The organism is Paenibacillus sp. FW101-FHT12H11 (genome assembly GCF_058790355.1).
On sequence record NZ_JBYTCO010000002.1, the window covers coordinates 370617 to 391857 of the forward strand.

Here is a 21241-nt window from a genome sequence, read left to right on the forward strand (position 1 = left end):
CCTTTTTTTCCGAGCGATTAGCTTTGCTCGCCTCAACTTAAATAGATGGCTCAAGCCGTAACGCCTGAAGCCGAAGCTGCAGCAGTTGCCATGGCCTCCCTGTGACCTTTTTCCGCCTTATCTCTTCGCTCTTCAAGTTGAGCCAAGATCGCGTAAAACATCCCCATACCAATGACTCCACTAATCCCGATGAGCGTTGCCATCAACCAAGACGGCATCCAGCCGCCAAGGATCACGCCGACACCGCCAAGCAGTGTTGCTCCTTTGTATACCATCCCATATAGAGCCATATATGAGCTTCTTGCATGGTCAGGCGCAATATTACCCAAATACGCTTGCTTGATCGGCACATACATCAATTCGCCAACTGTTGCAATGAACATCGATAGCATCAATAGCCAAGGCTGATTGCTATAAGCTAAATAACTATAGCCCAGAATGTAGCAGGCATAGCCGAAAAACAACACTCTGCTGTCTGAGAAACGCCGCATCAGAACTCCCATAAGAACGGAAAGCACAACGACGAGCACGGTATTCTCGGTGCGGATAAATCCTAACATTTTGAGACCGTCAACGGTCCAGGATGACTCCATCCAAGGGATAAACGGAGCGGATACCATCTCTTTTTCCAATCGCACACCGACATAATTACCTAGATGAAACTCAACAGAGACCAACAATAAAGAAGCCACTGTGAAGATCATGAATGTTTTATCATATAGCACCAGCTTGTAATTAGACCACATGGACGCCTTCGCTGGAGACCTGCCCCCCACTTCTCCACGATCATGTAGAGGCTTCGGTTGGTAAGCTTCATGAATAAAGAAGTAGGTGATAATTAGCGATATCAAACCGATAACCGATAATCCAATAAACAACTCAAACAAGTAGGATTTGAATAAAAACGCGCCTGCGATGCCAGCAATTGCAAACGATAAATTGTTCATCCAGTACATAATGGCGTACATGTATTTGCGAATATCGGGAGCTGTAACATCGAGCAGCATCGCGTCGTTGGCGGGTCCATGAACACCCCAGAACATGCTCACGAAAATCATCAGCACAAACGTCATCCACGGTGACGATAACCACGGCGAATTAGACAAAGCCATTCCCATAAAACAGAACATCCAACCGATTTCTGCGGTTAGCATCAGCTTCTTACGACCTATTCGATCCGCGTAATAGCCGCCTACAATTCCTGCGATGACACCCGCCAGAATACCGAGAATGACAACAAGTCCAGCGCTCGTATCACCTAATTTTCCTGAAAAATAGATGGACATGAAGGGAAGCACCATATTGTTCGCGGTACCGGAAATAAAAGAAAGGCCGATTCTTAATTTAACATTACGATGAAAATCGCGAAATCTCACGTGATCCCTCCAAGTGGAAAAACAAATCTGCCGAGCCTCGTATTTCACCTTCGTTCAATTAATACGTTGAAAATTACTTTTTCTCGTTACTGCGCAAGAACAAGCCCACGCCGACTAACAATAGGCAACCCGCCAAAAGCTGGATGGCAGTAATTTTTTCCCCGAGCAAAAAATAAGCCAATATCGTCGCGCCAAGCGGTTCGCCCAACACAGTCATCGACACGGACGATGCCTTCATATACTTGAGCAGCCAGTTGAATACATAGTGGCCGAAGACCGTTGGAATGACGGCAAGCAGCAAGAAAACGCCCCACTCTTTCGCTGGATAAGCTGTGAATGAGGTTCCCGCCATGACATTCGTGACGGCAAGGACGAGTCCAGCGAACAGGAAAACAAAGAAGCTGTAGACGAATGCGGAAATCCGCTCTCGCAAGCTTTTGCCCCAAAGCATGTGCAAAGCAACCGCTACGGTTCCGATGAGCGATAAAAAGTCACCTTTCAATGCCGCACCTGAAAATTGGAAATCACCCCAACCGATGCAAATGGCGCCTACGATCGCCACACACATCGCCAATACAGCCGCTCGATTGGTTCTTTGTCCATAAAGCAGAAACGCACCGACAAGCACGAAGATCGGTTCTAACGTGAGAATCGCTGTCGAGCTGGCAACCGTCGTAAATCGCAAAGAATCCATCCAAAATAGAAAATGCAGACCAAGCGCGATACCGGACGCCGCCGTTCGCAGCCAGTCTCTCAAACGAATTCTAGTAATCTCTGACCGATAACTCCATAGAAAAGGCAGCATAAGCACATTCGTCATCAACAAACGATACATAGCCGTGACTGCGGCAGGTGCATCGGACCATCTCACAAAAATAGCCGAAAATGAGATGGCGATAATACCGATTAACAAAAAAACAGGAATGGGAACTTTCGTTTTATTCATGGCATTCATCTTGCAAAACTCCTTGCTGCGTAGTTGCCTTGTTGTTGCCAAATACCAAATTATTATATAGGAGGATGCCTCTATTGCCAATCTTTTTTAGACATTGTTCAATTATTGTCCCATAAGAAAAAAAGCCCGCAGCGTCCACCTAAATAAGAATAGGCAGCTTCCACGGGCTTTATGATTAAGTCCTGCGCATTGTTTAGTCTAAAACAGCCGTAATATGCTTGGTTGTAACAGACCAGTGCGATGTATTCCAGATGGATTCTTTATTTTTGAAATAAAGAATTTGCGGCGATGCGTGCTTGATGCCCAGATCCTCCGCGATTTGGTTAGAAACCGGGCGAGATTCAATGACCTTAACCAAGTAATAATCTACACCTTCATTCGGCTTCCCCGACAAATATTGTTCATATTCATCAAGCGCGCTTGCGCTTACCGGACAAGTTGTGCTGTGTTTCAGAACGACCGCCGGTTTATCGGAGGAACGATCCCATACTTCCTGCCACTGATCAACCGTTGTGAGCTCTTTCCATGCTGACATTCCAATCTCTCCCTTCGTATTACATTGAAATTATTATAAATTAACCAAGCTGCTTATGCAACTCGCCAGACCAAGAGAGACCTAGACAGACCTAGCTAAACCTCGCAAGATTCGCAAACACAGCAAGCTTATTGCTATAATCAAGATATAAAATGAGCTTTGGAACTAGGAGGAACATAATGGAACCAACACCCCCAGTGTCAAGACGAACATTTCTAAAAAAAGGCGTTCTGCTTGCAGGTTCTTTATTGGCTTCCGGAGGTCTTGTTGGCAGTTATTCCAGCTTTATCGAAACCAAATGGTACGATATTACGAGAATCACCTTATCATTTGAACGGCTACCCAATGCCTTCCATGGACTTAAGCTTTTACAGTTCAGCGATTTACATATAGGTCATCATTTTAATTTAAAAGATTTAGAACGTGTCGTTACCGTTATAAATAAAGAAAAAGCAGATCTACTAACTTTTACAGGCGATTTATTCGATGCCCGAATTACAGAAGACGAAATGTTAACGAGTAAACTGCTCGCCAGCCTAGAAGCACCACTCGGCAAATGGGCCGTACTTGGCAACCATGATAAATGGATCGATAAAAACTATACCCTGCCTATCCTCGAAAACGGCGGGTTTCAAACGCTGCTCAACGCCTGTAAGAAGATTACCTACAAAGGACAATCCATTCAGATTGCAGGTGTAGAAGATCGACTTACCGGTTCTCCCGATATCGTCAAAACCCTCCACGGCACCAATGCTCAAATGTTCACGCTCCTGCTCTCACATTGTCCCGATTTCGCTAATCAAGTCATCGGACAACCCGTCGATTTGCAGCTATCCGGCCACTCTCATGGAGGACAGGTTCGCTTGCCTATCGTAGGTGCGCTCTTCACACCGCTTCAAGGTAAGCAGTACGTGATGGGACTTTACGAACTATCTGATTCCAAGATGCTAGTCTATACGAATCGGGGGATCGGCACAACGTTTCTCCCCTTCCGCTTCCTTTGCAGACCTGAAATTACCGTGATCACCTTAGAAAAACGAAAACCCTGAGCGCCTACACAGCGCCTCAGGGTTCAGGATTTATTGTCTGACATGCAAAAATTGACGGAATAAGAAGACTGCTTTCAGCTTCAACAGATCATTCACTTTCTTGAAATCCACCTGCAAAAGATCACTGATCTTCTCTAAACGGTAGGTAACGGTATTTCTATGAATGAATAATTGCTTAGCCGCTTCGCTAACTTGGCCGTCGTTACGAATAAAGACCTCCAAAGTTCGAATCATTTCTTGCGAGTATTCGGCATCCTTCTCCAAGAGCGGACGCAACACTTTGGCACAGTAATCTTCCATCATATTGACCGACACATGTTGGAACAAATGAGCGAACTCTATCGTTTCGTAGTGAACCACGCGATCTGATAACTCGAGCTTATTGGCCATTCGTTGTGTCTCCATACATTCCATGTAAGCTTCTCTTAACGCTGTCGGCTTGCTTTTCATGGCACTTGTATAGAACACCATCTCGCCGGCTTCCTCTCGGCAGCCTGAATCGCCTGTATATTTGATCAGAAGCTGTGCCAACTCATCTTCGGGGAATCCCTCCGCTTGAGTCGAGGAATAAATGGAAAACATGAGGTCTTTGAGTATAAAATGATTTGCGCGCAAAAGATTCGATTTGGGATGCAGCTCCATGTACTCTTTCAGCCGCTTCATTCTCCCCTGGCGTTGTTCATCTAACTGCCCATCCGGCTTGCTTTTGCTTATCATACATTGGTAAGCGCCTGTAAAGAGCGTTAACCCTCTACCCTCTGCCTGCTCCAGGAACTCTTCCAGCGACGTCCCTTTCTCCAAATAGCGATACAAGGAGTTTTGCAAATCACGCTCTGCTGATGCCTCCACATGTGACCGAAACGTATAGTTCATATGAAAAGTTAAGATGTCTGCCGCTTGCTGGAATAAACCTTCCTCGACATTGGCAAGAAGGACCGCATCCGGCATGATCAACAAATGGCCCAGGAGCTCATCATCCTGATGGTAGAGCCCTACCCGGTACGCGCGGTCTTTGTTCGAGTATACCCAACAGCACTTTCTCTTCGGCCAGTTCTGAGCTAATTGATCTTGCTTCCACGCGCTTGTATTATATAAAATTTGCCCTCTGGCCCCAACGACAGCCATGGGATATCCAAGAATATTACTGAGTAATTGAAACATTGACGCCATATTGTCCTGTTTCAAACCGAACTGCATCAACCTCGTCTGTTTCTCCAGCACGGATTGCAGTAGCTTCGTGTTACGGCGGTATTCCGCATTGAACAAGGCATTCATTTGATCGGAAAAAGTAAACTGGAAGGGCATCTCAATAATCGGAAAATGCAGCCGGTCCGCTTCCTCGACAACAACTTGCGGCAGCTCTGCCCAAAATCGGCCAAGCTTGATCCCTAGCCCGGCAGCGCCGCGATCATTTAATTTACGAAGTAAATTAACGGTCTCCTGCGGACTATCTTTCATGGCGAAAGCGGTGGTGAAGAGCATCTCGCCGGATTTCGTCCAATCCGCAATATCTGGCGCGTCCATAACATTGACAGATTTAACGATGCGGGATTCCCCTTGCTTGCCAGCTACAAGCTTCGCTTCCGTTAATGGATAAATGGATAATGCTTCACGAATGGTAAGATGCATCGTGCTTCCCCCCTTATGCCTTTTTACAGATTATAGGATGACATGACCAAACAGTCAATGGATTTGTGTTAGATTATATGACATTAATCAAATTTTTTTGAACAATTTATGTCTATATCGCACAACGATGTTATTTAATGTAACATAAACACACAAAAAACGAGAGACATGCTTGCACATGCCCCTCGTCCCTAAAGACTCATCCTACTAAATCACGCGAAATGTTCCAGTGCCCATAGTCCCTAAATTTCCTTCGCGATCCATCACTCGCCCTTGTGTTGTAATCATTTTGCGGGATTGATGAACCAGCTCAGCTGTAACAGTCAGCCTCCCCTCATACAGCGGAGCGACAAAATGAACGTTCAAATTCGTTGTAACAACCTTATCCTCCGGCCTTGCCGTCATAACGACAATTCCCATCGCATTATCCAGCAAAGAGGATAGAACACCGCCATGGACTATGCCAATCGGATTCAAATGATGAGGTTTTGCTTCCAATGCGATCGTAATGATACCGTCTTTCAGATCAACAAATTCACAACCAAGAAACCCCCAAAACGTAGGTTCCGCCGCTGCGGCCAGCTGCTGCAGTCGTCTATTCACTCGCTCGTGAGTGTTATCCATAAGATTCCCCTCCACTTTCCTTGTAAAGGGCTACCCCTTTTTCTCTTCTTCTAGTAATTGCCTTCGCAATACTTTTCCAATCATCGTCTTGGGCAATGAATCCCGGAATTCCACTTTCCGTGGAACTTTAAAAGCCGCTAAGCGCTCACGGCACCACAGTTCAAGCTCTTTCTCCGTCAACGTCATACCGGGTTTCAACACAACAAAAGCTTTCACCGTTTCCCCCCGGTATTCATCCGGCACCCCAACAATCGTCGCCTCCAAAATTGCCGGATGCTCAAAGAGCACTTCCTCAATTTCACGGGGATAAATATTGAAGCCTCCGGCAATAATGAGATCCTTTTTACGGTCGACAATGGAGAAAAAACCATCCTCATCCATGCGTCCCATATCTCCTGTGTAAAGCCAACCATCACGAATAGTCATCGCCGTTTCAAGCTCTCGCTGCCAGTACCCTTTCATCACCTGCGGGCCCTTGATCAGCAATTCTCCGATTTCCCCAGTCGGCAATTCTTCTCCGGTATTCGCATCGACAACTTTCGCCGCCGTGTCGGGTAAAGGTACACCAATCGAACCGATTTTGCGATAACCCCAAATGGGATTGGCATGCGTAACCGGGGAGGTTTCCGTTAATCCGTAGCCTTCAATGAGCTTACCTCCAGTCAAAGCCTCAAAACGTTCCTGAACTTCTAAAGGAAGTGGTGCCGAACCGCTTACACAGACATTAATGGACGAAATATCAACCTCTTTGACCCGTTTATGATTAATAATTGCAATGTACATGGTAGGCGCGCCGGGAAAAATCGTGGGTTTCATCTTATTTATCGTTTCTAAAATGAGGTCGATATCAAATTTGGGGATCAGAATTAACATGCCTGCCTGCAGCATGGATTGATTCAGCAAAACTGTTAGACCAAACACATGGAAGCAGGGAATCGCTCCCAGGAACCGTTCTCCGCCCACTTGAATTTTATAGCACCATTTTGTCGTCTGATACGTGTTGGCGATCAAATTCGTGTGAGTCAGCATGACACCCTTCGAAACACCGGTTGTGCCTCCAGTGTATTGAAGCAAGGCAATATCCGTATCCGCATCCGTCTCAACGCAAATCGGTCGCGCTGAAGCGGCAAGCAGCAATTTTTTGAAAGCGTACACGCCTTCGCCATAAGCAACGTCCAGCTTTGCGCCTTCTTTTTTCATTTTAATCGGGTATAAGACATTTTTCGGAAAAGGCAGATAATCCTTAATCGATGTCACAATGACATGTCGAATCAACGTCTGCGCTTTAGCCTTCTGCACACGATTAAATAATAAATCCAGTGTAACAATGACCTCTGCCCCAGAGTCGGAGAGCTGATGGACCAGCTCTCTCTCCATATACAGTGGATTCGTCATCACGACGATCCCGCCCATCATAAGTGTTCCGAAGTAGGCGATAATGGCGGACGGACAATTGGGCAGCATGATCGATACACGATCTCCTTGGCACACACCGAGTTCCTTCAAAACATTTGCAAAGCGATAAGACGCATCAAGCACCTCATGATAACGCATTGTTTTACCAAGGAAGTACAAGGCTGGTCGGTCGGGATACTTATGCGCGGAATCTACCAACAAACGTGCAAGGTTAATCTTAGGGTACTCGTACGTCGGCGCCACTTCCTCTGGATAATGACGCAGCCAAGGCTTTGCCTCACTCATACAAACCATCCCCTTCAGGTTCTTCCCACGGATGACTAGACGATGAATTTCTCACCCTGAATAACACGTGCGGCGATGTCGCGCTTCAGTTGGGTCGTATTGACAGCACTGCGTCTTGACAATTTTTTTAAAATCGATAATTGCGTCCGAAGAACATCTCCTTCTTCCATCGTACTGAGCGCTTGCTTCGCGTATGCCTCAATTTTGTCAAAAGCTTCATGCACGAAAACGGTTGTCACTTGAATCGCATTTTTCGCTTTCTCTTCTCCACACTTGGCAATCATCTTTTGCGTACGAAGAAGTCCGCTCTCTCCAGCAAAAATCTGAATCATGATATCAGCCAAATTGCTTAAGACCTCCTGATTTTTCTCCAAGGCCATGCCATACTTCTGAACAGCAAGTCCGCCAACCATCAAGAAGATCTTCTTTGCCATCGAGACCAAATGCGCCTCTTCAGCAAGTAGGCCTTCGAACGTCTGGCCCGGGACAATCGACAGCAATTCTCCTTGCAGCGCTTGCGCTTTTTGCATCAAAGGCAGCTCGCCTTTCATCGCTTTCTTCACTAATGTACCCGGTATAAGCAGACGGTTAATTTCATTCGTTCCCTCGAAAATGCGATTAATCCGTGAATCGCGATAAATGCGCTCTACTTTATATTCCTGAATGTAACCGTATCCGCCATGAATTTGCACGCCTTCATCGGCAACAAAATCCAAAACTTCCGATGCAAACACTTTATTAATCGAGCACTCCAAGGCGTATTCAGAAATGCCCTTCGCCGAGTGTTTGCCGGCATCGAGACTTGTATGGTCAATATCTTTCAGGATGTGATCCATCAGCCCCGTCGTTCTATAAACCATGCTCTCCAGCATAAAGGTTTGAATATTCATTTCAGCCAGCTTTTTCCCGATCAACGGGAATTTGGCTATCGGCGTATTGAACTGCTGGCGCGCATTCGCATATTTGGCCGACAATTCAATCGTTTCCTTGGATGCGCCCAAACAGCCTGTAGCCAATTTGTAACGGCCGATGTTCAAAATGTTAAAAGCAATCAGGTGACCCTTCCCTATTTCACCAAGCAAATTCTCCACAGGGACTTTGACATCTTCAAAATAAAGCGGTCTGGTTGATGAGCCTTTAATCCCCATCTTTTTCTCTTCCGGTCCCATCGTAAAACCCGGGTCGCCTTTTTCCACAATAAACGCCGTGAAATCCGTTCCATTAATTTTGGCATACACGATGAAAATGTCAGCAAAACCCGCATTCGTAATATACAGTTTGGAGCCATTTAACAGGTAATGTTTGCCATCACTAGAAAGGCGCGCAGTCGTTCTTGCACCCAAAGCATCGGAGCCTGATGTTGGCTCGGTTAAGCAGTAAGCCGCAATCTTAGCGCCTGTTGCGAGATCCGGCAAATATTTTTTCTTCTGCTCAGGAGTTCCAAAAAATACAATGGGAAGCGTTCCGATTCCAACATGCGCTCCAATCGATAAAGCAAAAGCAGACGCTTGTGCCAGATTTTCACTAATAATTGTGGAGCTAACCTTATCCAGTCCAAGACCGCCATAAATCTCCGGCACGTCAGCCCCGAGTAAGCCAAGCTCACCGGCGCTTCGCATCAATTTAACCGTCAAATCGTAATTAAGCTTCTCGATATGCTCATCATTCGGCAGCACTTCGCCCGCTACAAAATCGCGCGTCGTCTCCGCGATCATGCGATGCTCCTCCGTAAAATCCTCCGGTGTCACGATATTGTGGAAATCGAGATCTGAAATGACAAAACTGCCGCCTATAACTTTATCTGACATGGTTCATCTCTCCTCAGATTGAATTGGACAAGGGTTAATAAATGTTAAAAGAGTTGGAACAGGTGCAAGAGCTGAAAGTGTCTGCCAACGATGCTTTACTGGAATTAAAGCTAAATACGCAGGTCAAGCGTGGACCTGAAAAACTCCAGCAGCTCCCATCCCGCCGCCGATACACATCGATACTACGCCATAACCGCCACCGTGCCGCTGCAGCTCATAAATTAATGAGGTCGTCAGCTTCGCGCCGGTACATCCAAGCGGATGCCCGAGGGCAATGGCGCCTCCGTTCACATTCACCAGCTCTTCGTTTAATCCGAGCTCGCGAATAATATGCAAGCATTGCGAAGCGAATGCTTCGTTGATTTCAAACAGATTCACCTGATCTTGGGTGATCCCCGCCATCCGCAGCGCCTTCGGAATCGCCTTCACCGGGCCAACCCCCATAATTTCCGGCTCCACACCGGAAAGCGCAAAAGACTTGAACGTCGCCAGCGGCTTCAACCCCAGCGCCTCCGCGCGCTCGCGGCTCATCAGCACGGCCGCCGCTGCGCCGTCCGACGTCTGTGACGCGTTGCCCGCCGTCACCGTGCCATTCAAGCTGAACGCAGGCTTCAGCTTGGCAAGCACTTCCACGGATGTATCGGGGCGAACGCCCTCATCCGCGGCAAAAACAAACGAACGCTCAAACGCTTTGCCGCGTTCGTCAAGGCCCTTCACGCTCGTGGCCACCGGCACGATCTCATCCACGAACTTGCCGGCTGCAATCGCGGCAGCCGCCAACCGATGGCTTCGCGCCGCGAAGCCATCCTGCGCTTCGCGCGAGATGCCGAAGCGCTGCGCCACAGCTTCGGCCGTATGCCCCATGCCCATGAACACCTCAGGCATGGTCTCAACAAGCTGCGGATGCGGCGAGAACTTGAAGCCCGTCATCGGGACGTGGCTCATGCTCTCTACGCCTCCGGCGATGATCACCTCCGCGTGGCCCAGCATGATGCGCTCCGCCGCATAAGCGATGGCCTGCAGCCCGGAGGAGCAGAAGCGATTGACCGTGATCGCCGGCACGGTCACCGGAAAGCCCGCATAAAGCGACATCGTGCGGGCGAAGTTAAGCCCTTGCTCGCCCTCTGGCATCGCGCAGCCGATGATGATATCGTCAACGTCGCCTTTATCGAGGCCAGGAGCCCTCCGCACAGCCTCCTCCAAGACGGCTTTGCCCAGATCCTCCGCTCTCGTTTGAGCGAAGCTGCCTTTCTTTGCGCGTCCGACGGCGGTGCGCGTAATCGATACAATGACTGCTTCCTTCATCATCTCTCACCTCAATTAGAGTAGTAAGGCATGCACTTTATGAATTTCCGTTTGAATTTTTGTTCCTATTTACATTTCCATTCATCTCTCCTACGCTTACACCGCTTAGTTGCGCAGCGGTTTTCCCTTAGAAAGCATATATTGCATACGTTGTTGGGTTTTCAACTCCCCGCACAAACTGAGGAAAGCTTCTCTTTCCAGATCAAGCAAATATTGCTCGGTGACCAGCGTGCCAGCCGGTACATTGCCGCCTGCAAGCACATGCGCCAACTTGTTCGCGATAAGTACATCATGGTCGCTGATATAGCCGCCTTGCTTCATGGAGTAAGCGCCAACTTGCATGACCGCTTTGCCGTTTTCGCCGACAACGCGAATCTTCTCTTGGGCGGGTGGGGTATAACCTGCCGCATCCATACGCAGAACGGCTTGTTTGGCTTCATAAATCCGATGATCCGGATTGATAACAACCGTATCTTGAGGCCGCATATACCCGAGCCGTTTCGTATCATGCCCGCTTGTCGACACCTTGGCCATCGCCACAGTCTCAAAGCTAGCATTGATCCACGGTTGTAAATCCACTTCAGGATCGCGCACCTGCGAACTCGCCCTGAGCGCCAGTTCTTTACAGCCGCCACCGGCAGGAATCAAGCCCACGCCAACTTCAACGAGTCCATAATATGTCTCCGATGAAAAAATGATTTGATCGGCCGGCATACAAGCTTCAACGCCGCCGCCTAGCGTCATTTTATGAGGCGCCGCCACTACCGGTTTATCCAAGCCTTTGAGCTTCATCATGGAATTTTGAAATAAGCGGATAATACCGTCCACTTCATCCCATTCGCCGTCTTGCGCTTCCATTAGCAGCAGCATTAAGTTGGCGCCGACACAGAAGTTTTTCCCTTCGTTTGCGACGACAAGCCCGCGGTAATTGCTGCGAACTTCGTCTACGCTCATCTGAATCATCGTGAGAATATCTCCGCCTACGGCGTTGTTTGGAGATTGAAACTCCAGGCAGGCAACTCCGTCGCCAATATCGATTAAATTCGCGCCGCTATTCGAACGAATGACTTTCTTTTGCTGTTTTAAAGCTGCCAGAGAAATCAACTCGGGTCTTGATTCAATACCTTTATACTCATTTTTTAAATAGTAGAAGCTTTGCCCTTCTTTACTTGTATAAAAGCTGTCGTTGCCCGCAGCAATCCAACCTTTAACCCAGACAGGCACCTCACTGCCTTCCGCCTCCATACGCTCCACAGAACGCTTAAGCCCAATAGCATCCCAGGTTTCGAAAGGCCCCAAATCCCAGTTAAATCCCCATTTGAGCGCATTATCGATTTCTACGATGGAATCTGCGATCTCATCCAATTTTGCAGCCGAGTACAGCAGCACCGGTTTCAAAATGTTCCACGCCAGCTCCGAGTATCGGTCTTTGCCGCCTAGCAGCGCCTTAAGCTTTCCGCTTGCGCCTTTGGCCTGCTTAGCTGCTTCAAGGGAAACTGAACTGATTTTCCGGCCTGCCGCATAAGTCATGCTGTTTAAATCTAACGACTGGATTTCTTTTCCAATTTCGCTTTTCACTTTTTTATAAAAGCCTTGACCTGTCTTTTCGCCGATCCAACCCTTTTCCACCATGGTCTGTAAAATAGCCGGTGTGTCGAAAACAGCTTTCTCGCTCGGATCCGTTACAAGCCCAAACACGTTATTCGCGACATGTACAAAAGTATCCAGACCGACGAGATCCAGCGTTCGGAATGTCGCGCTTTTCGGTCGGCCCATGGCAGGACCTGTCACGGCATCGACTTCTTCGACGGAATATCCGTTGGCGATCATTTCACGCAGCGTAACCAGAAGTCCGTAAGTGCCAATCCGATTTGCAATAAAATTCGGTGTATCCTTGGCTTGCACGACGCCCTTTCCTAATTTTTTCTCGCAAAACTCCGTCATGAAAGCAACAATCGCCGGATCCGTGTATTGGCTTGGAATAACTTCCAGAAGCTTCATATAACGAGGAGGATTAAAGAAATGAGTGCCTAAGAAATGTTTTTTAAATTCATCGCCTACGTTCTGGGTCATTGCATGAATCGAAATACCGGAGGTGTTAGACGAGACGATCGTCCCGGGCTTCCATACCTTTTCAATTCGGCTTAATAACTGCTGCTTCGCCTGTAAATTTTCCACGATGACTTCAACGATCCAATCTACCTGGCCGAGCTTTGCCAAATCGTCTTCCAAGTTGCCTGGCGTAATACGGTTGATGAAAGCCTCACTGTATAAGGGGGCCGGGTTCGTCTTTTTGAGCTTATCCATCGCATGAACCGCAAAGCGGTTCCGTACTTTCGGATGCTCCAACGATAATCCTGCGGCTTCTTCTTGCGGCAGCAATTGGGCCGGCACCATATCGAGCAATAAGACAGGAATGCCTGCATTTGCCAAATGGGCAGCTATGCCGGAGCCCATCACACCGGAGCCGATAACGGCAGCAGAACGAATCTTTGTCATATGGAAATTTCCTCCTACATGAAATTTTCAGTGTCTTACGCAGTGCCAAATACAGACAAAGCTAGAATTTCAGCGATATCTCGCGCTTTAACCTGCTCCTCAACCTCCTTCAGCTTCGTGCCATCCTCGACCATCGTTAAACAATAGGGACAGGCTGAGGTGATCACCGTCGGCTTCACACTCAATAGTTGTTCCGTGCGCGCTACATTAACGCGAGTGCCAGCGGTTTCTTCCATCCACATCATGCCGCCACCGGCACCACAGCACATACTGTTTTCACGGGAACGCGGCTGCTCCACGAGTACGGCCCCTGGAATCGCACGCAAAATGCTGCGTGGTTCCTCATACACCTCGTTGTAACGGCCCAAGTAACAAGAATCGTGATACGTGATGCGTTCATGCACCTCGTGTTGCAGCTTCAAACGGCCTTCTTTCACCCATAAATCAAGCAGTTCAGTGTGATGAAAAACGTCGGCCTCCAGGCCAAATTCGGGATATTCATTTTTGAAAATATGATACGTGTGTGGACAGGTCGTTACGATTTTCTGAACTTTATACTTTTGAAAAGTCGCAATATTGTCGGCACACAACTGTTGAAAAAGAAATTCATTCCCCATACGACGGGGGGTATCCCCGGAATTTTTCTCCTCATTCCCCAAAATCGCAAATGAGATGCCGGCTTCGTTCATCAGCTTCACAAAAGCATGCGTAATTTTACGGCTGCGGTTATCATACGATCCCATTGAGCCCAGGAAAAAGAGATACTCAAAATCGGGATTATCCTTTACCGTACGAACATTCAGTTCATTTCCTGGATCTACTTCCTTCACCCATTTCACGCGATCATTTCGGGAGATTCCCCATGGATTCCCTTGACGCTCTATGTTTTGCAGGGCACGCTGTCCGTCATGCGGCATACTGCCTTGCGTCAACACCAGGTGTCTGCGCAGATCAACAATTTTATCTACATGCTCATTGCCGACTGGACATTGGTCTTCACAATTGCGGCAGGTTGTGCAAGCCCAAAGCTCCTCCTCGGTGATGACACCGCCGATCAGTTCCATCTCCAGCGGGTTATGCCCGCTATGTGTAGCAAATGCTGCCGCCGGAACCCACGGAGATTTGGATGTGATAGCAGCGCCCTTTTCCGTCAAATGATCACGAAGCTTCGTAATCAGATGCATGGGGGAAAGGAGCTTGCCGGTCGTATTGGCCGGGCAAACATTCGTGCAGCGCCCGCACTCTACACAAGAGTAGAAATCAAGCATCTGCTTTTGCGTAAAATCCTCCACTTTGCCGACACCAAACGATTCCGCATCTTCATCCTCCAAGTCAAGCGAAGCCAGTTTGCCGGTAGGCTCTGTGCGCCGTAGCAATATGTTCAGAGGGGCCGTAATGATATGAAAATGTTTGGATTGAGGAACATAAATCAGAAAGGACAGTAAGATCAGCAAATGCATCCACCAGCTGACATAAAATCCTATAGTCGCCCCCGTATGCGAAAGACCGTTAAACATCCCGGCAAAAACGGATGAAATGGGCACATAACCGGAAGCTCCCAGCCCCTCTCGCACCCGTTCAAAACCTCCGCTGACTACAACGGACAGCATGAGGAAAAAGATAAAAAACACGACAATGCTGGGCTTCCAGCCCCGTTTTAGACGCTTAAGCTTTTCAATATAACGGCGATAAGTCGCATACCCCATAGCCAGCAGAATCAGCGCAACCGTCACTTCCTGGATAAAAGTAAAATATTCGTACCCAGGTATCGGCAGCCCACGGCCGATTAATCCTTTTAGAATCAGATCAAGCGCTCCTAGCTGTAAAATAAGAAAACCATAGAAGATAACGATGTGCATGATCCCGCTTTTCATATCCTTCAACAGTTTCGTCTGGCCAAACACTTGAATGGCAAACTCCTTCAACCGGGCTTTTGCTTCTTTCTTCAAATTCACTGATTTACCTAACTGGATGTACAAATATCGGTGGTACACAATTCGGACAAATAAGAACAACGCATAGCCGGTAACCGCTAGAAACAATACAAACTGAATGAGCGAACCAATCATAGAGGACCTCCTCACCTAAAAAGATAGCGCTTACATGGAAACATCGTAAAAAAGCAAGTTCCATATTCCCCTATTTCCAGAGTTGAAAAATGCTTGATCGTTCGTGTAAGCCGGCTAACTTTCTTACTTGCTTCTTAAGCTGAATAAGTCGTTGACAAGGCGTACTACGTATTTTATGATGAAATTATATAAATGAATGAGTATTCATTCACCAATAATTGTATCTTAACACCGAGGTGATCTCCTTGACAAGTAGCAAAAAACCAGACAAGTATTACGCCATTCTCGAAGGCGCTCTGAAAGTATTTGCAGAGAACGGCTTTCACAAATCACAAGTATCCCGAATTGCCAAGGAAGCCGGTGTGGCTGACGGAACCATCTACTTATATTTTAAAAAGAAGGAGGATATCTTGACCAGCCTGTTCCAAGAGAAATTAGGCGAGCTCGTAGAGAAGTTCAACAGTGGCGTCAACGAACAGATGACAGCGAAAGAAGCCCTTTATAAAGTTTGTGAAATTCATTTCAGCGAGCTTGAAGGGAATGTCAATCTTGCCTTTCTCACGCAAATTGAATTGCGACAAAGCGATTTGGAGCTGCGCAAAGAGATTGGCCTTGCACTCAAGAGATATATTATCCTCATTGAAAATATATTAGAAAGAGGCAAACAAGACGGGAGCTTCCGCGCCGATTTTGATGCGAAACTCGTAAGGCTTCTCATCTTTGGAGGCATGGATGAAGTTGTGACCTCCTGGCTCATCTCCGGGCAAAAGTATTCCTTAACCGCTCAAGTCGGCCCTACCGTTAACTTTTTCATGAAAGGCATCGAGGCTTAAGGGTCTGTATAACATGTATATTCAGGAAGGAGCTTGGCTATGGACATTTTTGTATTATTGAAGCAAACCTTTGATACAGAGGAGAAAATTGTTCTGCAAGCGGGGAGCGTTCAGGAAGATGGCGCCAAATTCGTCATTAATCCTTATGATGAATACGCTGTGGAGCAAGCCATTGAGCTGCGAGATGAATTCGGGGGCAAAGTCACCCTGCTCTCCGTAGGTCCCGACAGGACGGCTGAAGCCCTTCGTACCGCACTGGCTATGGGCGCAGATGAGGCTGTTCTTATCACCGATGAGCGCATTCAAGGCGATGAATACGAGGTTGCTGAAATTTTAGCCCAATACCTGCGCAGTCAGTCCTTCGACCTCTTGCTGGGCGGTAACTTTTCTGTAGACAATGGTGCTGGGCAAGTGGCCATTCGGTTAGCCTCTCTTCTTGATTTACCGCATGTTGGATCCATTACAAAACTTGAAATCTCCGGTGGCGGAGCGGTTGCCCACCGAGATGCGGAAGGGGATATTGAAGTTGTTGAGGTTCCGCTCCCAGCTCTGTTCACTGCACAGCAAGGTTTGAATGAGCCTCGTTACCCTTCCCTGCCGGGCATCATGAAAGCGAAGAAAAAGCCGTTTCAACACTTAACCCTTGATGACATTGAAGGCGCCGTCTCAGCCACCGCCAAGACGACAAGACTTGAATTAACACTGCCGCCTGAACGCCAAGCCGGCCGCATTCTCAAAGGCGAAATCGCGCAGCAGGTGACGGAGCTTGTCCAAGCGTTACGCAACGAATCCAAAGTGATTTAACGAAGGGGAGGCTACGATCATGGCTAAAACATTTCTCGTTGTCGCCGAAGCTCGCGGAGGCAAGCTGCGCCAAGTATCCTTTGAAGCCTTACGTGCTGCGCAGTTGTCTGCTGCGGAAGGCGATGCGATTCACGCTGCACTCATTGGCGGGAGCGGCACCAAAGCTCTAGCAAACGAACTTGCTGCATATGGCGCAGAATCCATTTATGTTGTTGAAGATGCTGCTCTTGATAACTACAACTCGGAAGCCTATCTCAGCGCACTGCTAGCCGTAACTGGCGTTGTGAAGCCAGCTGCCTTGTATTTCGGCCATACGGCTATCGGCCGAGATCTGGCACCGCTGGCCGCAGCGAAGCTTGGCGCCGGCCAGCTGTCGGACGTGACGGCGGTCTCGCGCAGCGGCGATCGCGTCGAATTCACCCGGCCGCTTTACGCTGGCAAAGCCGTGGAGAAGAAAGCGTTTACCGATCCGGATGGCACTTGGATCGTCACGATCCGACCGAACAACATCATCCCTCAAGCGCCAGACGCCACGCGTCAGGCTTCGGTCATCGATGTTGCTTACCCGGCCCCCTCCCTGCGCAGCATCATTCGGGAGGTGGTGAAAAAAACGTCCGGCACCATCGACTTGGCAGAAGCCAAGATCGTAGTCTCCGGCGGACGGGGCGTGCGCAGCGCCGAAGGCTTCCAGCCGCTCGAAGAGCTGGCTGCCGTCTTGGGCGGCGCTGTCGGGGCATCCCGCGGAGCCTGCGACGCGGGCTACTGCGAATACGCGATGCAAATCGGCCAGACCGGCAAGGTGGTGACGCCGGAGATCTACATCGCGTGCGGCATTAGCGGCGCCATCCAGCACCTTGCGGGGATGAGCTCTTCGCGCGTCATCATCGCGATTAACAAGGATGCCGAGGCGCCGATCTTTAAAGTAGCCGACTACGGCATAGTCGGCGACCTGTTCGAGGTCGTGCCGCTGCTGACCGAGGAGTTCCGGCAGCTGCTGAAGTAGCCGAGTGGTCAATACGCATCACTCGAGTGGGAACTACAGTCCGCTACTAGCAACATAAACAGCCAAACTAGCGATATTAGGGAACTGTGATCCGCTAATCCCCCGCTTCGGGGAGGATTAGCGGAACTCTTCTCTTGAAATTTTGATGTTATTCCAGTAAACTCATCGTACATTCCAGATGTTAGGAGTTCTCATCATGTCCATGACCCCAACCGATGTTGTTCAACATTTTTTTGCTAAAGCTCGCACCGGATTACAACCTGATGCCGCTCATGATTACATGGCTGAACACGTGCTAGCCCATCAAATGACGGGAGAAAACGAAACCACCGTTCACCGCACACCGGCCAATTATGCAGATCACGTCAGGGAGATGATTGCCGCTTACGGCGATTTCCAGCTCGAAATTCAAGAAATGATCGCGCAGAATGATCGTGTCTACGTACGCTGGAAGCAAACCGGCACACATATTGGCGAGGTAGACGGATTTGCGCCTACAAGCAAAACGATCATCGAGATCGCAAGCGCTGTTTATCGCGTCGAAAACGAACGAATCGTCGAATACTGGATTCAAATCGATCGCGAAGGCATCCGTTTGCAGCTTCAGCAAAATGCTGTATAGCGGCGTTATTATAGACCACATCGAGTCCACCGTTAGCACGAACGGCTTCCTCTACCAGGCTCCTAGCCTGTTCGTGATCGGTGAGGTCGATTGGTGATACGTTGATATCATCACACACAATCCCCATGTTTAATGCCTCCTGGTATCCTATCGAAAAACTCCTTAAACTGTTTAATGACTTCTTCAGGCTTCTCTTCTGCAATCCAATGCCCGTTGAACCCTGATCCAACTATTTATGTGGATGCATTGCATCTCCTTGGAGGAAATCCTCAAGAGATTATCGGGAAGTTCTTTATGCAACTGAAGCTAAAGTGATTAGTTTACCTAAGCGTCCGATTGAATTTTTCTGATAGCCGATCTATAACGGAATTTATATTGGCATCATCAACAAGCGAAATTTTATCAGCTTTAAATAGCTGTACTTTCTTAAACTGATAATAGTCGTGCAGCACTTCTTTTATTGTTGTTTGATTTTTGAGCAAATATCTAACGCTCGTGATTTCTAGTAGCAGAAGATCATCTTGCAGCAAAATAAACTTTTCGTTGATTGCGTTAAAAATGCCCTTGTCTATTCCTAGGCGATAAAAGCGGAGAGAATTTTCTTCTCGCTTCTGCAATACGCCTTTAAGCATGTTGTAGAGGTCCGGGTAAGCTGTTTGCAAATCTTTCATTAAAGCGTCAGTAATGAATTCTACGAGAGATACTGATTGTTCAAATAGCTGCTGAAACCAGACGCAAAAATACGATTCATCTTCGTTTTCTTTACTCTCCTCAAGCCTTTCGATGTAATCAACGATCATATGAACTACACCATCCATAACATCCTCTTTAGATGGAAAATACCTATACATAGTCGCTCTACTTACGTCCATATTTTTCGCGATATCGTCCATCCTTAAATGTTGAAAACCGTCTCTACTGACGAATACAATTAGTTTTTTTAGAAGTTTTGTTTTAGCATCCTGTTTTACTGGGGCATTCATTTCAAATTCCTCCTTCAATCAATCTATTCTACAATACAGTTTAATCAAATGAAACAATAGATACATTTTATACATTTGAGACATTTAACACTCTTTTTGTTTACTTAGTATCTATATCGTGTTATGATGTGATCATTCTTCAAGCCTGTTTGTCTTCTTTGGCGATTGCCCCCGAAATGGTGGATCGATTTTGCGAGTTAGACGAACGATTGATTAGTATGTAATTCATTATTAAAGCGCACTCTTAATCATTGGAGGAATTAAATCATGGCGACTCACAACGAATACAGAATTACCACACAAACACCGATTTCATCGGGCTTTGGCGCGGAAACGACCGCTTTGGAAGTTGTTAGCGGCATAAGTCTAAACGGTAAAATCGCAATCGTAACCGGTGGACATTCCGGCATTGGTCTTGAAACGACTCGAGCGCTGGCAGCGGCAGGCGCTACAGTCGTGGTAGCAGCTCGTTCTCCTGAGCAAGCCGGTACCGCTCTTGCAGGTATAACTGGCGTAGAAATAGAAAAACTCGATCTGACCGATCCTGCGTCCATCGACAAATTCGCTCAACATTTCCTTGCTTCAGGCAGACCACTTCACTATTTGTTCGCTAACGCGGGAATTATGGCACCTCCACTAGTTCGCGATGCACGCGGCTTTGAATCTCAATTTGCTACGAATCATTTGGGCCACTTCCAATTGACATTGCGTCTATGGCCGGCATTGAAGCAAGCAAGGAACGCTCGAGTCATATCGCTCTCCTCAGCTGGAGTTCGTTTCGGCGGTGTTGACTTCGAAGATCCTAACTTTGAAAAGCGCGAATACGATAAATGGAAAGCTTACGGCCAGTCAAAATCGGCCAATGCTTTGTTTGCGGTAGGCCTGGACAAGCGCGGGTATGCGGATGGAATCCGTGCATTCTCCGTGCATCCAGGCCGAATTGATACTGAACTTGCTCGTTTTTTATCTGATCAAGAACGTGGTGTTGGTGGCATATACAAAACAACAGGGCAAGGAGCAGCAACAAGCGTTTGGTGTGCAACAAGTCAACAGTTGGAAGGAAAAGGCGGCGTATACTGCTTGGACTGCAACATTGCTGAGTTAATTGCTGACTTTAAGATGGGGGATATGAGCCAACAGTATCATGGCGTTCTCCCTTGGGCCGTCGACCCCGAATTGGCTGAACGCTTGTGGATCATGAGCGAGGAAATGACAGGCGTGAAAATTGAAGGCTAAGCTGATTAGAACAAATAAGCAAAGAAAAGGCTGACGTGAAAATGATAAAGCTGAACAACGTCGGACATTTCTTACCGGATGAAGACCCGGAAGCGACGTTCAAGAACTTGATGGCTTTCTTCTATATGAACTACTAGTTTAGTTACGGGACTAGCAAAGGCAAAATGGGCTGCCTCTTCTTGAGACAGCCCATCTTTCTGACATCTTCAT

Annotated in this window: 18 protein-coding genes; 6 read left to right on the plus strand and 12 right to left on the minus strand. The window is 47.8% G+C overall.

The window, feature by feature from the left end; translation table 11 throughout:
• Positions 1–50: 50 nt before the first annotated feature.
• The 3 genes from AC3WTJ_RS07350 to ytxJ form a co-directional block, all read right to left on the minus strand.
• Positions 51–1376 carry an MFS transporter gene (locus AC3WTJ_RS07350; protein WP_492521280.1) on the minus strand — a complete coding sequence of 442 codons (1326 nt, stop codon included), beginning with the start codon at positions 1374–1376 and terminating at the stop codon, positions 51–53.
• A gap of 73 nt (positions 1377–1449) precedes the next feature.
• Positions 1450–2331: a DMT family transporter gene (locus AC3WTJ_RS07355; RefSeq protein WP_492521281.1), complete on the minus strand. Its 882-nt coding sequence runs from the start codon at positions 2329–2331 to the stop codon at positions 1450–1452.
• A 193-nt stretch (positions 2332–2524) separates the two neighbouring features.
• Entirely contained in the window at positions 2525–2866 is a 342-nt protein-coding gene (ytxJ, locus tag AC3WTJ_RS07360; protein ID WP_127456505.1) for a bacillithiol system redox-active protein YtxJ, read from the minus strand.
• Between the two features lie 179 nt (positions 2867–3045).
• Here ytxJ and AC3WTJ_RS07365 point away from each other — a divergent pair, with 179 nt between their 5' ends.
• Positions 3046–3915, plus strand: a complete 870-nt coding sequence (locus AC3WTJ_RS07365) for a metallophosphoesterase (RefSeq protein ID WP_492521282.1) — start codon at positions 3046–3048, stop codon at positions 3913–3915.
• A 30-nt stretch (positions 3916–3945) separates the two neighbouring features.
• Here the strand turns inward: AC3WTJ_RS07365 and AC3WTJ_RS07370 are convergent, their stop codons facing one another.
• The 7 genes from AC3WTJ_RS07370 to AC3WTJ_RS07400 all read right to left on the minus strand — a co-directional run bounded on the left by AC3WTJ_RS07370 (position 3946) and on the right by AC3WTJ_RS07400 (position 15550).
• On the minus strand, positions 3946–5544 hold the full coding sequence (locus AC3WTJ_RS07370; RefSeq protein WP_492521283.1) for a PucR family transcriptional regulator: 1599 nt from the start codon (positions 5542–5544) through the stop codon (positions 3946–3948).
• Positions 5545–5751: 207 nt separating this feature from the next.
• Positions 5752–6168 (minus strand): PaaI family thioesterase, encoded by a 417-nt coding sequence (locus tag AC3WTJ_RS07375; RefSeq protein WP_492521284.1) that lies wholly within the window; start codon positions 6166–6168, stop codon positions 5752–5754.
• A gap of 30 nt (positions 6169–6198) precedes the next feature.
• Positions 6199–7869 carry a long-chain-fatty-acid--CoA ligase gene (locus tag AC3WTJ_RS07380; RefSeq protein ID WP_492521285.1) on the minus strand — a complete coding sequence of 557 codons (1671 nt, stop codon included), beginning with the start codon at positions 7867–7869 and terminating at the stop codon, positions 6199–6201.
• Positions 7870–7904: 35 nt separating this feature from the next.
• Entirely contained in the window at positions 7905–9677 is a 1773-nt protein-coding gene (locus tag AC3WTJ_RS07385) for an acyl-CoA dehydrogenase FadE (protein WP_492521286.1), read from the minus strand.
• Between the two features lie 123 nt (positions 9678–9800).
• Positions 9801–10982, minus strand: coding sequence for an acetyl-CoA C-acyltransferase (locus tag AC3WTJ_RS07390; protein ID WP_492521658.1), 1182 nt, complete (start codon positions 10980–10982; stop codon positions 9801–9803).
• Positions 10983–11087: 105 nt separating this feature from the next.
• Positions 11088–13481, minus strand: a complete 2394-nt coding sequence (locus tag AC3WTJ_RS07395) for a 3-hydroxyacyl-CoA dehydrogenase/enoyl-CoA hydratase family protein (protein ID WP_492521287.1) — start codon at positions 13479–13481, stop codon at positions 11088–11090.
• A gap of 35 nt (positions 13482–13516) precedes the next feature.
• A complete protein-coding gene (locus tag AC3WTJ_RS07400; RefSeq protein ID WP_492521288.1) occupies positions 13517–15550 on the minus strand; it encodes a (Fe-S)-binding protein in 2034 nt (677 codons plus the stop codon).
• Between the two features lie 245 nt (positions 15551–15795).
• Between AC3WTJ_RS07400 and fadR the strand changes: the two genes are divergently transcribed.
• The 4 genes from fadR to AC3WTJ_RS07420 all read left to right on the plus strand — a co-directional run bounded on the left by fadR (position 15796) and on the right by AC3WTJ_RS07420 (position 18812).
• Positions 15796–16383, plus strand: a complete 588-nt coding sequence (gene fadR / locus AC3WTJ_RS07405) for a fatty acid metabolism transcriptional regulator FadR (protein WP_157326655.1) — start codon at positions 15796–15798, stop codon at positions 16381–16383.
• 39 nt (positions 16384–16422) lie between these two features.
• Positions 16423–17187, plus strand: a complete 765-nt coding sequence (locus tag AC3WTJ_RS07410; RefSeq protein WP_492521289.1) for an electron transfer flavoprotein subunit beta/FixA family protein — start codon at positions 16423–16425, stop codon at positions 17185–17187.
• A gap of 19 nt (positions 17188–17206) precedes the next feature.
• Complete coding sequence (locus AC3WTJ_RS07415; RefSeq protein ID WP_492521290.1) at positions 17207–18190, plus strand: electron transfer flavoprotein subunit alpha/FixB family protein; 984 nt, start codon at positions 17207–17209, stop codon at positions 18188–18190.
• Positions 18191–18392: 202 nt separating this feature from the next.
• Complete coding sequence (locus tag AC3WTJ_RS07420) at positions 18393–18812, plus strand: ester cyclase (protein WP_492521659.1); 420 nt, start codon at positions 18393–18395, stop codon at positions 18810–18812.
• On the opposite strand, the gene AC3WTJ_RS07425 is transcribed toward AC3WTJ_RS07420, so the two are convergent.
• The gene (locus AC3WTJ_RS07425; RefSeq protein ID WP_492521291.1) at positions 18700–18939 is read right to left on the minus strand and encodes an SDR family NAD(P)-dependent oxidoreductase; all 240 of its coding nucleotides are present in this window, start codon (positions 18937–18939) and stop codon (positions 18700–18702) included. The genes AC3WTJ_RS07420 and AC3WTJ_RS07425 overlap by 113 nt on opposite strands.
• A 193-nt stretch (positions 18940–19132) precedes the next feature.
• Positions 19133–19795, minus strand: coding sequence for a TetR/AcrR family transcriptional regulator (locus tag AC3WTJ_RS07430; RefSeq protein ID WP_492521292.1), 663 nt, complete (start codon positions 19793–19795; stop codon positions 19133–19135).
• Between the two features lie 267 nt (positions 19796–20062).
• On the opposite strand from AC3WTJ_RS07430, the gene AC3WTJ_RS07435 reads away from it, so the two are divergent.
• Positions 20063–21031: an SDR family NAD(P)-dependent oxidoreductase gene (locus AC3WTJ_RS07435; protein ID WP_492521293.1), complete on the plus strand. Its 969-nt coding sequence runs from the start codon at positions 20063–20065 to the stop codon at positions 21029–21031.
• Positions 21032–21241: the final 210 nt, after the last annotated feature.

Excerpts from the sequence above, each read along its gene's own strand:
- AC3WTJ_RS07355 (WP_492521281.1), bottom strand. The coding sequence starts at position 2,331 with ATGAATGCCATGAATAAAACGAAAGTTCCCATTCCTGTTTTTTTGTTA.
- ytxJ (WP_127456505.1), bottom strand. The coding sequence starts at position 2,866 with ATGTCAGCATGGAAAGAGCTCACAACGGTTGATCAGTGGCAGGAAGTA.
- AC3WTJ_RS07365 (WP_492521282.1), top strand. The coding sequence starts at position 3,046 with ATGGAACCAACACCCCCAGTGTCAAGACGAACATTTCTAAAAAAAGGC.
- AC3WTJ_RS07370 (WP_492521283.1), bottom strand. The coding sequence starts at position 5,544 with ATGCATCTTACCATTCGTGAAGCATTATCCATTTATCCATTAACGGAA.
- AC3WTJ_RS07375 (WP_492521284.1), bottom strand. The coding sequence starts at position 6,168 with ATGGATAACACTCACGAGCGAGTGAATAGACGACTGCAGCAGCTGGCC.
- AC3WTJ_RS07380 (WP_492521285.1), bottom strand. The coding sequence starts at position 7,869 with ATGAGTGAGGCAAAGCCTTGGCTGCGTCATTATCCAGAGGAAGTGGCG.
- AC3WTJ_RS07385 (WP_492521286.1), bottom strand. The coding sequence starts at position 9,677 with ATGTCAGATAAAGTTATAGGCGGCAGTTTTGTCATTTCAGATCTCGAT.
- AC3WTJ_RS07390 (WP_492521658.1), bottom strand. The coding sequence starts at position 10,982 with ATGAAGGAAGCAGTCATTGTATCGATTACGCGCACCGCCGTCGGACGC.
- AC3WTJ_RS07395 (WP_492521287.1), bottom strand. The coding sequence starts at position 13,481 with ATGACAAAGATTCGTTCTGCTGCCGTTATCGGCTCCGGTGTGATGGGC.
- AC3WTJ_RS07400 (WP_492521288.1), bottom strand. The coding sequence starts at position 15,550 with ATGATTGGTTCGCTCATTCAGTTTGTATTGTTTCTAGCGGTTACCGGC.
- AC3WTJ_RS07410 (WP_492521289.1), top strand. The coding sequence starts at position 16,423 with ATGGACATTTTTGTATTATTGAAGCAAACCTTTGATACAGAGGAGAAA.
- AC3WTJ_RS07415 (WP_492521290.1), top strand. The coding sequence starts at position 17,207 with ATGGCTAAAACATTTCTCGTTGTCGCCGAAGCTCGCGGAGGCAAGCTG.
- AC3WTJ_RS07420 (WP_492521659.1), top strand. The coding sequence starts at position 18,393 with ATGACCCCAACCGATGTTGTTCAACATTTTTTTGCTAAAGCTCGCACC.
- AC3WTJ_RS07425 (WP_492521291.1), bottom strand. The coding sequence starts at position 18,939 with ATGGGGATTGTGTGTGATGATATCAACGTATCACCAATCGACCTCACC.
- AC3WTJ_RS07430 (WP_492521292.1), bottom strand. The coding sequence starts at position 19,795 with ATGAATGCCCCAGTAAAACAGGATGCTAAAACAAAACTTCTAAAAAAA.
- AC3WTJ_RS07435 (WP_492521293.1), top strand. The coding sequence starts at position 20,063 with ATGGCGACTCACAACGAATACAGAATTACCACACAAACACCGATTTCA.